Here is a 13,635-nt window from a genome sequence, read left to right as displayed (position 1 = left end):
CACCGGGCGTCCTTCGTTCGCGACTGCGGGGCTCCGCTCCGCTGCACTCCTCGCGCTCACCGGGCGTCCTTCGTTCGCGACTGCGGGGCTCCGCTCCGCTGCACTCCTCGCGCTCACCGGTCCACCTCGATTTCCAGGCCCGAGGGCAGCGGCGCGACGTCGTCGCCGTACGGACTCTCCTGCGCGCGTTCGACCTCGGCCTGCTCGTACGCCGTCACCAGGTCGACGTAGCCCGGCACGGTGGCCAGCAACTCGTTGTGCGTGCCCCGGGCGACCACCCGCCCCTGCTCCACATAGATCACCTCGTCGGCGAGCGCGATGGTGGCCCGCCGGTACGCCACCACCAGGATCGACGCTACCGGCACACCCGGCTCGGCCGTCGACGACCGAAGCCCGGCCAGGATGGCCGCCTCCACCCGGGGGTCCACCGCGCTCGTCGCGTCGTCGAGCACCAGCAGACGCGGGCGGCCGGCCAACGCCCGGGCCAGGGTGAGACGCTGCCGCTGCCCGCCGGAGAGCGAGGTGCCCCGCTCGCCGACCATGGTGTCCAACCCGTCGGGCAGCGCCGCGACGAAGCCGTCCGCCTCGGCGAGCCGCAGGGCCGCCCAGACGGCCTCGTCGTCGATGCCCGGCCGGTCCAGCGCGATGTTGGCGCGCACCGTGTCGTCGAAGACGAACGGCACCTGGGCGACCAGTGCCACGGTGCCGGCCAGCGACGCGGCGGTCAGCTCGCGGACGTCCACCCCGTCCAGGGCGACGACGCCGGTGTCCGGGTCGACGAGGCGCACCGCCAGCGAGGCGATGGTGGACTTACCGGCGCCGGTCGGCCCGACCAGGGCCACCGTCCGACCGGCCGGCACGGTGAAGCCGACCTCGCCGAGGACCTGCGCGCCGCGCTGGTGTGCCTCCGCCGGCGGGTAGGAGAAGTGCACGTCGCCGAAGGTGAGGGTGGCCGGGCCGGAGCCGGCCGGGTCGAGCACGCGCTGCCCGTACGGCATCTCGCCGGTGGCGTCGAGCACCCGGCGGACCCGGTCCCAGCCGGCGACGCTGCGCGGCAGCTCGGCCAGGACCCAGCCGATGGCCCGTACCGGGAAGGCCAGCACGGTGAAGAGGAACGCCACGCTGACCAACTCGGTCACGCTGATGGCGCCCTGGCGCAGCCGGAACGCCCCGACCACCAGCACGGCGAGGGTGCCGAGGCTGGGCAGGGTCTCCAACAGCGGGTCGAAGACGCCGCGCAGCCGACCGACAGCGATCAACGAGTCGCGCAGCTCACCGGCGCGGCCGGCGAACCGGGCGGTCTCCTGCGCCTCGCGGCCCATCGTCTTGACCACCAGGGCGCCGTCGAAGCTCTCGTGGGCGATGCCGCTGACCTCGGCGCGCAGCCGCTGCGCCCGGGCCTGCCGGGGCGCCATCCGGCGGGAGTAGACGACGTTGAGGGCGAACAGCGCGGGGAAGACCGCGAGGCCGACCAGGGCCAGCGCCCAGTCGGTGGCGAAGAGCGACACGATCGCGCCGACCAGCATCACCAGCGTGCCGACGGCGAAGGGCAGCGGCGCGATCGGGTACCAGGCCGCCTCCACGTCGGAGTTGGCGTTGGACAGCAGGGTGCCGGTGGAGTTGCGGTGGTGCCAGGACAGCGGCAACTCAAGGTACCGGCGGGTGACCCGACGTCGGTAGGAGGCCTGGAGGCGGTACTGCATGTAGCCGGCCCCGAGCCGGCGACCGACGATGCCGGCCACCCGCAGCACGCTGATCCCGAACAACGCCGTCGCCGCCAGCGCGAGCGTGCCCGCGCCCACCTCACCGCGTTCGATGGCCGGGAGCGCCACCTCGCCGATGACCGTCCCGACCACCCGCGCGCTGATGATGATCATGCCGCCGAAGAGCACGCTGCCGACGACCGCCACGGTGAAGATCCGTGGCTGCTCGCGAATGGCCTGCCGCAGGACACCCAGCCCTCGACTGAGCACGTCCCGACTTGTCCTGCTCGCCACGCTCTCCCCCGCCGTAAGCGTCAATTATCTCCCTCATCCTTACCGGTCCGGGCCAGCACCGCCGACCCCGACCGGATATGTCGACCGTCACGTAGTGGACGGCGGCGGGCGGCGGCCCTCGTCCCCGGCCGCCGCCGTCGCGCGCCGGCGGGCCGACGGGCCTACGATCGGGCCATGCCGCGGTACGCCCGAGCCGAGCGCGAGGCGCTGGCCGATCTCCTCCTGGCCCTGGGGCCGGACGCCCCGACGATCAACGAGGGCTGGGTGACCCGTGACCTCGCCGCCCACCTGGTGCTCCGGGAGCGTCGTCCGGACGCGGCCGGAGGGCTCGTGCTGCCACCGCTGCGCGGCTACGCCGAGCGGGTCCGCCGGCACCTCGCCGCGCGGCCCTATCCCGACCTGGTGGCGCAGGTCCGCCGCCCACCGCTGTGGAGCCCGATCAGCAATCCGTTGACCGACGAGCTGGCCAACCTGATGGAGTTCTTCATCCACCACGAGGACGTCCGCCGGGCCGGCTCCGGATGGCAGCCGCGTGACCTGCCCGCCGGTCTACAGGGCGCGCTCTGGAAGCGGGCCACCCCGATGGCGCGGTTGGCCCTGCGCCGCTTCCCGGCGGACCTCTACGTGCAGGCGCCCGGCCACGGTGAGCTGTCCGTCGGCCGAGGGGGCGAGCCGCTGCGGGTGGTCGGCCCTCCGGCGGAGCTGGTCCTGTTCCTCTCCGGTCGTCAACGGGTGGCCCGGGTCCAACTGGACGGTTCCGCGGAGGCGGCACGACGGCTCCGCACCGCCAGCCTGGGCATGTAACCGTCTGCGCATAAACGGACACAAAACAGGTGTGGAATTCCCCACACCCAGCGAAACATACAGATACCTCCTCCCGTACGCTTCACCGCGCCGCTCCGCGCCGGGCGGCACGAAGTGGGGGCGCACTGTGCGGAGTTTCGCGATTTCGGCGCTGCGGGAGCCCCCGTTTCCCACGGGGCGCCACGGTGCCACGGAGCAGGTGGCGAGCGAGAGCGTGGAGTGGGCGCGCGCGTTCGGGCTGGTCGATTCCAGTCAACGGGTGCACCGACTGCAACGAGCCGACGCCGCCGGCCTGTCCGGGCGCGCCTGCCCGGACGGCTCGATCGACGGGCTGCGACTGCTCACCGACCTGATCAGCTGGCTCTTCGTGATGGACGACGCGTGCGACGAGGACGGCCTCGGCGCCGACCCGGTCCGGCTGGGTCCGGCGATCAGCACCCTGCTCGACGTGCTGGACCGCTACGGCGACCCGGACGTCCTACCACCCGCCGTCGGGCCGCTCGGTGACGCGCTGCACGACCTGTGCCGCCGGATCCGGCTGCACGGGCACTCGGCCCTGCTGCTGCGGTTCGTCAGCCAGATGCGGGAGTACCTGCTGGCGCTGCTCTGGGAGGCGACCAACCGGGAGCGCCGGCGCGTGCCCGACGTGGCGGAGTACGTCCAACTGCGCCGGCACATCGGCGGCGTGCATCCCTGCCTCACGCTGACCGACCTGGCCTCCGCGCGGCCCCCGGGGTCGGCCCAACGCGCCAACCCGGCGTTGCTCGCCCTGGATCTACTGGCCGTGGATCTGGTCTGCTGGTGCAACGACCTCTTCTCCTACGGCAAGGAGAGCCGGGCCGACCCGGACGCGCACAACCTGGTCACGGTGATCGCCCAGGACAGCGACGCGGACGAGCCGGCCGCGCTGCGTGCCGCGGCGAACCGGTTCAACCAGGGCCTGGCAGATTACCTGGACGCCGAGGAGGCGCTGCTGTCCAGCGGGAACGACGAGATGCACCTGGCGCTGGCCGCCCGCCGGAACTGGGTCCGGGCCACCTACGACTGGTCAGTCGTGGCTGACCGATACGCCTGATTCCGCCGTACCGGTCGGCGGGTTGCCACGGCTAGACGATCACCAGGGCTAGCCGATGCACGGTGGCAGGCAATACTCTTCGGTAACCATCATGACGTGACGCCCGTCACGCCACCACCCCCGAAGGCGGCTACAGCGATGGCTCTCGATGTACCGTACCGCTCCATCCCGGACATGTTCCTCAAGCGTGTGGCGGCCACCCCCGACCGGAACGCGTTCGCGTCCCCGACCCCCGACGACGCGGGGCCTGCCTGGCTGACCTGGGAGCAGGTCGGCCGGCGCGCCAAGGCGGTCGCCGCCGGCCTGCACGGCCTGGGCGTCGGCCAGGAGGACCCGGTCGCGATCCTCGCCAACACCCGGCTGGACTGGGTGATCGCCGACCTCGGCATCATGTGTGCCGGCGGTGCGACCACGACCGTCTACCCGACCACCGAACCGGCCGACGCGACGTACATCATCGCGGACTCCGGGTCGAAGGTGCTCTTCGCGGAAAACCCGGCCCAGGCGGCGAAGATCGCCGGCGCCACCCTGCCCGCGCTCACCCACGTGGTGCTCCTCGACGGGGCCGTCGACCCGACCGCCGCTGTTCCGCAGTTGACGCTCGCCGAGTTGGAGGAGCGGGGCGCCGACGCGCTCGCCGCCGAGCCGGATCTGATCGACATGCTCGTGGCCGGCATCGGCCCGGAGCACCTGGCCACCCTGATCTACACCTCCGGGACCACCGGCCGACCCAAGGGCGTCGAGCTGCTGCACGGCGGATGGTGCTGGGAGGCCGTGGCGCAGGCCGAGGTCGGGCTGCTGCGCGACGACGACCTGCAGTACCTCTGGCTGCCGCTGGCCCACTCGTTCGGCAAGACGCTGCTCTGCGGCGCCATCCACGTCGGCCTGCCCACCTACGTCGACGGTCGGGTGGAGAAGCTGGTCGACCTGCTGTCGGTGATCCGCCCGACGCTGATGTGCGGCGCGCCCCGGGTGTTCGAGAAGGTCTACAACCGCGCGGTGACCACCGCCCAGGGCGCGGGCGGCGCGAAGGCGAAGATCTTCGCCTGGGGCGTCCGGGTCGGCAAGGAGAAGGTGGCCCTGGAACAGGCCGGCAAGCCGGTGCCGGGCGGGCTCAAGCTGCGGTACGGGCTGGCCGAGAAGCTGGTGTTCAGCAAGCTCCAGGCCCGACTGGGCGGCCGGATGCGGGTGCTGGTGTCCGGCGCCGCCCCGCTCAGCCCGGAGATCGCCACCTTCTTCGCCGCGGCGAACCTGCCGATCTCCGAGGGCTACGGCCTGACCGAGACCAGCGCCGGCAACTTCGTCAACCCGCCGTCGGGGCTGCGGATCGGCACCGTGGGCCAGGCCATGGGTGACCTGGAGTGCCGGATCGACAGCGACGGGGAGATCCTGGTGCGGGGTCGGCCGGTGATGCGCGGCTACCACAACCTGCCGGAGGAGACCGCCGCCGCGTTCACCGAGGACGGCTTCTTCCGCACCGGCGACATCGGCAGCCTCGACGAGCAGGGCTACCTGCGGATCACCGACCGCAAGAAGGACCTGGTCAAGACCTCGGGCGGCAAGTACATCGCACCGTCGCACATCGAGGGGATGTTCAAGGCCATCTGCCCGTACACCTCGCAGGCGGTCGTCGTCGGTCAGGCCCGCAACTTCTGCACGATGCTGGTCACGCTCGACCCGGACGCGATCCGGGGTTGGGCGGCCGGTGGCCCGCTGGAGGGACGCAGCTACGCCGAGATCGTGGCCTCGCCGGAGGCCCGGACGATGGTCGAGGAGTACGTCGCCGAGCTCAACGGGAAGCTCAACCGCTGGGAGACCATCAAGAAGGTGGCCATCCTGCCGCGTGACCTGACGATCGAGGACGGCGAGATCACCCCGTCGTTGAAGATCAAGCGACGTGGTGTGGAGAGCAACTTCGCCGCCCAGATCGAGGAGATGTACGCGGGCACGCTCGCCGAGCTCTGACGAGTGGCCGATGGCCCCGCGCCCGCCCGGGTGCGGGGCCATCGGCTTGTCGCCGCCGCCCTCGCCGGGGGTCGGCCGTCGCCGTCGGGGCTCAGGCGATGACGGCGGTCTCCCGCCACCGTTGCCGGCCGGTCCGGTCCAGGTCGTAGCGGACCGCCGCGATCCGCCCCACCGCCTCCACCAGGTCCGCGGCGGGCAGGGTGAACGGCAGCCGCAGGAACCGCTCCAGAGTGCCGTCCAGGCCGAACCGGGGGCCGGGCGCCAGTCGTACGCCGACCTCCTCGGCGGCCCGGGCCAGCGCGCTGGAGACCGGGCCGTCCAACTCGGCCCAGAGCGTCACGCCGCCTCGGGGAACGGTGACCCGCCAGTCCGGCAACCGCTGGGCCAGCGCGTCGAGCAGCGCGTCGCGTTGGGCGGCCAACGTGACGCGGCGGTCGGTGACGATCGCGTCGGCGTGGGCGAGCAGGTGCACCGCCACCAGTTGGTCCAGCACCGGGCTGGCCATGTCCACCCCGACCCGGACGGCGGCCAGCCGCTGCACCTGCGGCGCCGCGGCGCGTACCCAGCCGATCCGCAGGCCACCCCAGTAGGGCTTGCTCATCCCACCGATGCTGATCACGCGACTGTGCCGGTCGTAGACGGCGACCGGGGGTGGCAGCTCGGTGCCGTCCAGTGGCAGGTCCACGAAGGACTCGTCGACGACCAGGTCGGTGCCGACCGCGTGGGCCGCGGCCACCACCCGCTCCCGTAGCGCGGCGGGCATCAGGTGCCCGGTCGGGTTCTGGAACTCCGGAATCAGGTAGGCCAGCTTGGGCCGGGTCTGCCGGAGGCTGCCCAGCAGCAGGTCGGAATCCCAGCCGTCGGCGTCGACGGCCAGACCGTGGGTGGTGATCCGGGCCCGTCGCCCGGCCAGCGCGGCGAGCGCGTTGGGGTACGTCGGGGACTCGACCAGCACACTGCCGCCCGGGGCCAGGGCGAGCCGCAGCACCAGGTCCAGGGCGTGCTGGGTGCCGCTGGTGACCATGATCTGGTCGGCCGACGTGGGCAGCCCACGGGCGGTGTACCCGGCGGCCACCGCCTCGCGCAGCTCGATGATGCCGGTCGGGTGGTAACCGGCTCCGCCCAGGTAGCGGGGCAGGTCCTCGGCGGCGGCGCGGGCCGCGTCCAGCAGTTGCGGTGGGGCGGCCGGTGCGGCGGCCCCGAGGTCGATCATGTCCCGGTCGTCGAGCGGGGTCCACAGGCCGGTGCTGGCGACGCGGTGGTTGCCGGGCAGCATCGTCCAGCTGCCCGCGCCCCGGCGGCTGGCCAGGTGCCCGGTCTCGCGCAGGTGCCGGTACGCGGCGGTGACAGTGGTCCGGCTGATCCGCAGCGCCTCGGCCAGCTCCCGCTCGGCGGGTAGGCGCACGCCCAGCGGCAGGCGGCCGTCGGCGAGCAGACCGCGCACCGCGCCGGCCAGGGCCGCGTAGTCGGGGCTGCGTCGGCGACCCGGGAGGGCATGCCACTGCCCGAGCAGGCGAGCCAATTGGACCCCACGCACCTGACCAGTCATGGCCACTCCCCCAATATTGGCTTCTTCCTGGATGAGGATTGGCACCTAGGGTGGCATGCATGGCATTGCTTGGCAATCTGCGGCACCGGCCGGTTCGGCGGCTGGTCCAGCTCTACCTCGGGCTCGGCGTCTACGGCGTCAGCATGGCCCTGATGGTCCGCTCCCAGCTGGGCCTCGACCCGTGGGACGTCTTCCACCAGGGCCTCTCCAAGCGGACCGGGCTCTCGTTCGGCACCGTCACCATCGGCGTCGGCGCGCTGGTGCTGCTGCTCTGGATCCCGCTGCGGCAGCGACCCGGTCTCGGCACGGTCAGCAACGTCGTGGTGATCGGTCTGGTCGTGGATGCCACCCTGGCGGTGCTGCCCGCCGGTGGCCCGCTCGGCGTCCAGATCGCGCTGTTGGTCACCGGCATCGTCGCGAACGGGGCCGCCACCGGCATGTACCTCGGTGCCCGGTTGGGCCCGGGCCCACGCGACGGGTTGATGACCGGCTTCGTGGCCCGCCGGCCCGGCTGGTCGATCCGGCTGGTGCGAACGGCCATCGAGGTCACCGTGCTGGCGCTGGGCTGGTTGCTCGGCGGCACCGTCGGCCTGGGCACCGTCGCGTACGCGCTGGCCATCGGTCCGCTGGCGCAGCTCTTCATCCCGCTGTTCGCCGTACCCGAAGCCGCCACATCCGACCAAGCCGCAGCCGACGGCGCCGCGCCCACGGCCGGTAGTACCGCACCGGCCGCCCCCACCGCCTGAACCCTCACCGACCGTCCCCGGGCCGGCACGCCGTGGTGCTCCACAGCGCCGGATGGAGGGTGGGTGTTCCCTTCCGGGGCGCGCGCCGTCATCATCTCTGCATGGGGGAGAACGGTTGGCGCTGGACGGACGCCTGGATCTTCGTTTCGTTGGTCATCGCGAGCGGTGCCGGCCGGCATCGTCGGTCGGCGACAAGTCGACGGCCGGAGGGCGTCCGCCTCACCGATGTGCTGTCGACCGCCGACCACCTCAACCACACGATTCCGCAGCGACACGAGGTGGAGGCCGCGGTCCAGCGGCTGGTCGGGGCGGGCCTGGTCAGCGTCGCCGACGGCTGGTTCCGGATCACCGCCGAGGGCGAGCAGCTCTGGCGTACCCGCCCACGGGCGGGTGTGGCGACCATGGTGGACACCGTGCAGGGCGTGCTGACCCGCCGACACGCTCCCGGCAGCGCCGAATGGAACCTGGACGAGGCCGACCACGCGGCGGCCGTCCAGGAGTACGCGGTCCGGTCCATCCCGACGCCCCGCCGGTCCCCGGAGGGCCACTCCTCCGGCGGACACTGACATCCCTGTCGTCGCAAGGCTCGGCCCGGCGGATGCGGCCGGGGATCAGCGACGCCGGACCGGCGCAGCGGGCAGCGGCAGGACCAGCAGGTCCATGGGTGTGCCATCGGGCATCGCCGACCTGCCAACCTGTTGCCATCCCGCGCGCTGGTAGATCGCGCGGGCCGGTGCGGCCGGGTTGGACGCGAGGGTCGCCCAAGACTCCGGCCGCCCGTCGAGGAGCCGGTGGATGAGTTCCCCGCCGATGCCCGCGCCGCGCCGGTCGGGATGCACGACCCACTCCATGACCGCGAACTTGCTGGCGGACCGGAGATCTTCGGGAGGCTCGGTGTCGGCGCGCGTCCACCACCGTCCGGCGGTCATCGTCCATCCGTATGCCGCACCGACCAGGGCACTGTCGTCGTCCTGGGCGACGACGAGGATAAACCCGGGCCGCTCCTTCTCGGCAGACAGACCGCCGGCGAAGGCGGCCACCTGCTCCGGTCCCTCGGCGTACGGCGGCTCGGCGTAGACGACTGCGTACAGACGCACCAGCGCCGGAAACACGGCAGTGGCCGATTCGGCGGTGTGCACGGTGTACGTCACCGGCATGGCGGATAGGACTGGGCCCGAACCCGGTCGGCGAGATCAGCGAACGCCGGCCGTGACCACTCGGCTCTGGGTACGGCGTCCGTGACCTGCCCGGCCACTGACCGCAGCACGTGGTTGTGCAGGTGGACTGGCAACGCGTCAAGGGTGTCGGCGGCACACCGTAGTCCGTCGGGAATGAGCCCGCCACGAATCAGCCGGGCGGCCTGATGCACCCGATGGGCGGTCTGCCACCAGCGGCGACCCAGCATGATCTGCCCCGAAGCGACAAGGCTCAACGCGACGATGACGGATAGGCGCGCGGCAGCCCGCAGGAGCCTGGCTCGGTGTGTGCCCGTGTCGGCGGCGATCTGGTGTTGCAGCACGGTCAGGTCAGCGCTCAGTTGGGCCATCAACTCGGGGCGGGCTTGCCGGTAGTAGCCGTGGCCGTAGTCGGCCGTGATCTGCTCCCACTCGTCGTGGTGGGGTGTCGCCGCGCCGCCGAGACCGTGGCGCAGGGCTTCCAGTTCGGCCAGCGGGGCGACGGCAGGACCGGCGGCCATGGCGGTCACGGCACGCAGCATCGTGCGTCTCCGCATGTCGGTGGCACCGGCCCGCTCGCTTCGGTACGCCTCGATGAGCGCACCTTCAGCACCGAGGGCTCGATCGCAGGCCGAGGCGAGTGCCTCGGTGGGTCGGCGGTCACCGCGCTCCACCTGGGAGATGTGGCTGTACTGGAAGTGGATGAGCGAGTCGAGCTGCCGCAGGGACAGCCCTGCGCTCTCGCGATGCCGTCTGAGCAGCTGCCCGAAAGTATCCATTCCCGGCTCCCAGCGCGTGTGCAGGAGCGTGTGCACACCGTGCACGCCTGCCACAGGAGCAGCTTATCGGCCACGCTCGACGTGCCAGCCCATCTGATACAGCAGCTTGCGGAGGGAAGTGTCGCTGCCGTTCTCGGTGATGTCCACCCCCTTGCCCTCGGAGCCAAGATGACCGACAGCCTTCAGGTTCCTGCGGGCACCCCGCTGCACCTGGTGGCGTGGGAGATCAGCCCGAATCCGACCAACCGCGACGAACTGGTTTGGGTGGTGATCGTGGACCCGCAGCAGGTCGGAGGCATGGTGTGGATGCGGGGGCACACGTGTGCTGGCCCTGCACCGGATTGCGCCGGCGGCTGGTGCTTCGAGGCGCGAGTGTCGGTCGCGGCGATCCGCGCGAACATTGACGGAGCCCGGTGAGTCCGCCGAACCCCGAACAACTGACCCGATGGTGGCGGGTTTTGGCTGAGCATGAGCAACGACACGGGCGATGCCCCATGTGCGGCACTCGCGCTCGGTGCTGGGTATGGGCGGGAGCGTTCGCGGATCTGATCGCGCACGATGCGTACCACCTGGGCCCGCCGTCGGCGTTCCCCGAAGCCGAACCCGGAGGGCCACTCCGGCGGGCACTGACGAGTCAGCGCACCGGGTGACCGCTGTGGCGCAGCGCGTCCTTGACCTGGGCCACCGTCAGCTCGCCGAAGTGGAAGACACTGGCGGCGAGCACCGCGTCCGCCCCGGCGCCGATCGCGGGCGGGAAGTGGGCCACCTCGCCGGCACCGCCACTGGCGACCACCGGCACGTCCACCACCGCGCGCACCGCGGCGATCAACTCCAGGTCGAAGCCGGCCTTGGTGCCGTCGGCGTCCATCGAGTTGAGCAGGATCTCCCCCGCGCCCAGCTCGGCGCTGCGGGCCGCCCACCGCACGGCGTCCATCCCGGTGCCACGTCGGCCGCCGTGGGTGGTGACCTCGAAGCCGCTGGGCGTCACGCCGTCCGGGGCCCGTCGGACGTCGAGGGAGAGCACGAGCACCTGCCGGCCGAACCGGTCGGCGATCTCGGCGATCAGCTCCGGACGGGCGATCGCGGCGGTGTTCACGCCCACCTTGTCCGCACCGGCACGCAGCAGCGTGTCCACGTCGGCGACCTGCCGGACCCCACCGCCGACGGTCAGCGGGATGAACACCGACTCGGCGGTGCGGCGTACCACGTCGAGCATGGTGCCCCGGTCGCTCGACGACGCGGTGACGTCGAGGAAGGTCAGCTCGTCCGCGCCGGCCCGGTCGTACGCGGCGGCCAACTCCACCGGGTCGCCGGCGTCGCGGAGGTCGAGGAAGTTGACGCCCTTGACCACCCGTCCGGCATCCACGTCCAGACAGGGAATCACCCGTACCGCCACGGTCATGCCGCGAGCCTATCTCCCGCGCGCGGCACGGCGGTCGACCCGGACGGGTCGACCGCCGTGCCGCGCTTGCGGGGTGACCCCCTCCGTTTCACCGAAGTTGGGGTATCCCCGGCGCTCGGATACCGCCATGTCGGCGAGCTCGAGTGGATCAAGGGGGGTGGTGGAACCGAGTCGGGCGTCACACGCGGACGAGCATCTTGCCCAGGTTCTCGCCGCGCAGGAGGCCGAGGAAGGCCGCCGGGGCGTTCTCGATGCCGTCCACGATCGTCTCGTCGTAGGACAGCGTGCCGTCGCGCAGCCAGCCGGCGACGTCACTGACGAACGCCGAACGCACGTCGTTGTGGTCGTTGACCAGGAAGCCACGCAGGGTGAGCCGCTTGCCGATGACCAGCGCCAGGTTGCGCGGGGCGGCCGGCGGCTCGGTGGCGTTGTACTGCGCGATCATGCCGCAGATGGCGGCTCGACCGTGCAGGTTCATCGCGGAGATCGCCGCCTCCAGGTGGTCGCCGCCGACGTTGTCGAAGTAGACGTCGACGCCGTCCGGGGCGGCCGCCCGCAGCGAGTCACGGACCGGCCCGTCGTGGTAGTCGAAGGCGGCGTCGAAGCCCAACGCCCGCAGCCGCTCGACCTTGGCCGGCGAGCCGGCACTGCCGACGACCCGCCCGGCGCCCTTGAGCTTGGCGATCTGGCCGACCAGACTGCCGACCGCGCCGGCCGCGGCGGAGACGAACACCGTCTCGCCGGGCTTCATCGCGGCCACCTCCAGCAGCCCGGCGTACGCGGTGAGCCCGGTCATGCCCAGCACGCCGAGGTACGCGCTGGCCGGGGCGACGGTCGGGTCGACCGGCCGGGCGGCGGTGGCGTCGAGCAGCGCGTACTCCCGCCAGCCCAGCCCGTGCAGGACGGTGGCCCCGACGGCGACGTCGGCCGACTCACTGGCCACCACCTCGCCGATCGCGGCACCGTCGAGCGGCGCGTCGAGCGCGTACGGCGCGACGTACGACTTGACGTCGTTCATCCGTCCCCGCATGTACGGGTCGACGGACATGTACTGGTTGCGGACCACGATCTGGCCCGGCCCCGGCGTCGGGACGTCGGTCTCGACGAGCCGGAAGTTGTCGTCGGTGGGCCAGCCCTCCGGGCGGCTGGCCAGGTGGATCTCACGGTTGCTGGTCACGGGGGTGGTCGTCCTCTCGTCCGTGGGGTGCCTGAGGGGCCTGTGGTCAGGCGGCCAGGGTCTCGCGGACGGTCAGCGCGACGTCGATGTTGCCCCGGGTGGCGTTCGAGTAGGGGCAGACCTGGTGGGCCTGCTCGACCAACTGCTCGGCGGCCTCGCGGGGCACGGCCGGCAGGTCGACGACGAGCTGCACGGTGAGCCCGAAGCCACCGCTGCCGCTCGGGCCGATGCCCACCTCGGCGGCGACGACGGAGCCGGTCACGTCGGCCTTGGCCCGACGGGCCACGACCCGCAGCGCGCTGTGGAAGCAGGCCGCGTAGCCGGCGGCGAAGAGCTGCTCGGGGTTGGCCGCGCCGCCGGCGCCACCCATCTCCTTCGGCACGGCCAGGTCGAGCGTGAGGGTGCCGTCGGAGGTCTCGACGTGGCCGTCCCGGCCGTCGCCACTGGCGGTCGCTGACGCGGTGTAGAGAACCTGCATGAGCGTCACTGCTCCTTCTGTCGGTGGATGGTGTCGGTGACCTGGTTGAGGGTGTCGCGCAGCGCGACCAGCTCGGCGATGCCCAGCCCGGTGGCCTGGGCGACGCACATCGGGACGTGGTCGACCTGCCGGCGCAGGGCACGACCCTGCTCGGTGAGGCCCACCTCGACCCGCCGCTCGTCGCGGGCCGACCGTCGTCGGGCCACCAGCCCGGCCCCCTCCAGCCGCTTGAGCAGCGGAGAGAGGGTGCCGGAGTCCAGTTGCAGCTCGGTGCCCAGCTCGGTCACCGTGCGGGCGTCGTCGGGACGCTCCCAGAGCACCAGCAGCACCAGGTACTGCGGGTAGGTCAGCCCGAACTCGTCGAGGATCGGCCGGTAGACGTCGGTCATCGCGCGCGACGCGGTATAGAGCGCGAAGCACACCTGCCGGCGCAGCACCAGGTCATCGATCACCGTTGAACCGTAGCCCACAATTAGGTTGTGCACAAC

Annotated in this window: 13 protein-coding genes and 1 pseudogene; 6 read left to right on the top strand and 8 right to left on the bottom strand. The window is 72.1% G+C overall.

Going from position 1 to position 13,635, the window contains the following annotated elements; all coding sequences use genetic code 11:
• Positions 1–113: 113 nt before the first annotated feature.
• On the bottom strand, positions 114–1,997 hold the full coding sequence (locus GA0070612_RS14945) for an ABC transporter ATP-binding protein (protein WP_088988447.1): 1,884 nt from the start codon (positions 1,995–1,997) through the stop codon (positions 114–116).
• A 174-nt stretch (positions 1,998–2,171) separates the two neighbouring features.
• Between GA0070612_RS14945 and GA0070612_RS14940 the strand changes: the two genes are divergently transcribed.
• The 3 genes from GA0070612_RS14940 to GA0070612_RS14930 all read left to right on the top strand — a co-directional run bounded on the left by GA0070612_RS14940 (position 2,172) and on the right by GA0070612_RS14930 (position 5,841).
• Positions 2,172–2,801: a TIGR03085 family metal-binding protein gene (locus GA0070612_RS14940; RefSeq protein ID WP_088988446.1), complete on the top strand. Its 630-nt coding sequence runs from the start codon at positions 2,172–2,174 to the stop codon at positions 2,799–2,801.
• Positions 2,802–3,000: 199 nt separating this feature from the next.
• The gene (locus GA0070612_RS14935) at positions 3,001–3,876 is read left to right on the top strand and encodes a terpene synthase family protein (RefSeq protein ID WP_231924567.1); all 876 of its coding nucleotides are present in this window, start codon (positions 3,001–3,003) and stop codon (positions 3,874–3,876) included.
• 138 nt (positions 3,877–4,014) lie between these two features.
• Positions 4,015–5,841 carry an AMP-dependent synthetase/ligase gene (locus tag GA0070612_RS14930; protein ID WP_088988444.1) on the top strand — a complete coding sequence of 609 codons (1,827 nt, stop codon included), beginning with the start codon at positions 4,015–4,017 and terminating at the stop codon, positions 5,839–5,841.
• Between the two features lie 91 nt (positions 5,842–5,932).
• Here GA0070612_RS14930 and yczR read toward each other — a convergent pair whose 3' ends face one another.
• Positions 5,933–7,390 (bottom strand): MocR-like transcription factor YczR, encoded by a 1,458-nt coding sequence (gene yczR / locus GA0070612_RS14925; protein ID WP_088988443.1) that lies wholly within the window; start codon positions 7,388–7,390, stop codon positions 5,933–5,935.
• 59 nt (positions 7,391–7,449) lie between these two features.
• On the opposite strand from yczR, the pseudogene yczE reads away from it, so the two are divergent.
• Positions 7,450–8,086 (top strand): annotated as a pseudogene (gene yczE / locus GA0070612_RS14920) (membrane protein YczE); the annotation flags it as partial.
• Between the two features lie 151 nt (positions 8,087–8,237).
• Positions 8,238–8,702 carry a hypothetical protein gene (locus GA0070612_RS14915; RefSeq protein ID WP_088988441.1) on the top strand — a complete coding sequence of 155 codons (465 nt, stop codon included), beginning with the start codon at positions 8,238–8,240 and terminating at the stop codon, positions 8,700–8,702.
• 45 nt (positions 8,703–8,747) lie between these two features.
• Here GA0070612_RS14915 and GA0070612_RS14910 read toward each other — a convergent pair whose 3' ends face one another.
• Together GA0070612_RS14910 and GA0070612_RS14905 are read right to left on the bottom strand one after the other, a co-directional pair.
• Positions 8,748–9,275 carry a GNAT family N-acetyltransferase gene (locus GA0070612_RS14910; RefSeq protein WP_231924566.1) on the bottom strand — a complete coding sequence of 176 codons (528 nt, stop codon included), beginning with the start codon at positions 9,273–9,275 and terminating at the stop codon, positions 8,748–8,750.
• A gap of 8 nt (positions 9,276–9,283) precedes the next feature.
• On the bottom strand, positions 9,284–10,144 hold the full coding sequence (locus GA0070612_RS14905) for a helix-turn-helix domain-containing protein (RefSeq protein ID WP_231924565.1): 861 nt from the start codon (positions 10,142–10,144) through the stop codon (positions 9,284–9,286).
• Positions 10,145–10,258: 114 nt separating this feature from the next.
• Here GA0070612_RS14905 and GA0070612_RS14900 point away from each other — a divergent pair, with 114 nt between their 5' ends.
• Positions 10,259–10,507: a hypothetical protein gene (locus GA0070612_RS14900; RefSeq protein ID WP_088988439.1), complete on the top strand. Its 249-nt coding sequence runs from the start codon at positions 10,259–10,261 to the stop codon at positions 10,505–10,507.
• Between the two features lie 217 nt (positions 10,508–10,724).
• On the opposite strand, the gene hisF is transcribed toward GA0070612_RS14900, so the two are convergent.
• The 4 genes from hisF to GA0070612_RS14875 all read right to left on the bottom strand — a co-directional run bounded on the left by hisF (position 10,725) and on the right by GA0070612_RS14875 (position 13,599).
• Positions 10,725–11,492, bottom strand: a complete 768-nt coding sequence (hisF, locus tag GA0070612_RS14890; protein WP_088988437.1) for an imidazole glycerol phosphate synthase subunit HisF — start codon at positions 11,490–11,492, stop codon at positions 10,725–10,727.
• 178 nt (positions 11,493–11,670) lie between these two features.
• On the bottom strand, positions 11,671–12,669 hold the full coding sequence (locus GA0070612_RS14885) for an NADP-dependent oxidoreductase (protein ID WP_088988436.1): 999 nt from the start codon (positions 12,667–12,669) through the stop codon (positions 11,671–11,673).
• A 46-nt stretch (positions 12,670–12,715) separates the two neighbouring features.
• Positions 12,716–13,147, bottom strand: a complete 432-nt coding sequence (locus tag GA0070612_RS14880) for an organic hydroperoxide resistance protein (protein ID WP_088991512.1) — start codon at positions 13,145–13,147, stop codon at positions 12,716–12,718.
• Between the two features lie 5 nt (positions 13,148–13,152).
• Positions 13,153–13,599, bottom strand: coding sequence for a MarR family winged helix-turn-helix transcriptional regulator (locus tag GA0070612_RS14875; RefSeq protein WP_088991511.1), 447 nt, complete (start codon positions 13,597–13,599; stop codon positions 13,153–13,155).
• Positions 13,600–13,635 lie beyond the last annotated feature (36 nt).

Source organism: Micromonospora chokoriensis (assembly GCF_900091505.1).
In the GTDB taxonomy this organism is placed as follows: Bacteria; Actinomycetota; Actinomycetes; order Mycobacteriales; family Micromonosporaceae; genus Micromonospora; species Micromonospora chokoriensis.
This window is presented reverse-complemented; position numbering and strand designations above follow the sequence as displayed.

Coding starts and splice junctions, on each gene's coding strand:
- GA0070612_RS14900 (WP_088988439.1), top strand. CDS start 10,259: ATGACCGACAGCCTTCAGGTTCCTGCGGGCACCCCGCTGCACCTGGTG.
- GA0070612_RS14915 (WP_088988441.1), top strand. CDS start 8,238: ATGGGGGAGAACGGTTGGCGCTGGACGGACGCCTGGATCTTCGTTTCG.
- GA0070612_RS14880 (WP_088991512.1), bottom strand. CDS start 13,147: ATGCAGGTTCTCTACACCGCGTCAGCGACCGCCAGTGGCGACGGCCGG.
- hisF (WP_088988437.1), bottom strand. CDS start 11,492: ATGACCGTGGCGGTACGGGTGATTCCCTGTCTGGACGTGGATGCCGGA.
- yczR (WP_088988443.1), bottom strand. CDS start 7,390: ATGACTGGTCAGGTGCGTGGGGTCCAATTGGCTCGCCTGCTCGGGCAG.
- GA0070612_RS14930 (WP_088988444.1), top strand. CDS start 4,015: ATGGCTCTCGATGTACCGTACCGCTCCATCCCGGACATGTTCCTCAAG.
- GA0070612_RS14940 (WP_088988446.1), top strand. CDS start 2,172: ATGCCGCGGTACGCCCGAGCCGAGCGCGAGGCGCTGGCCGATCTCCTC.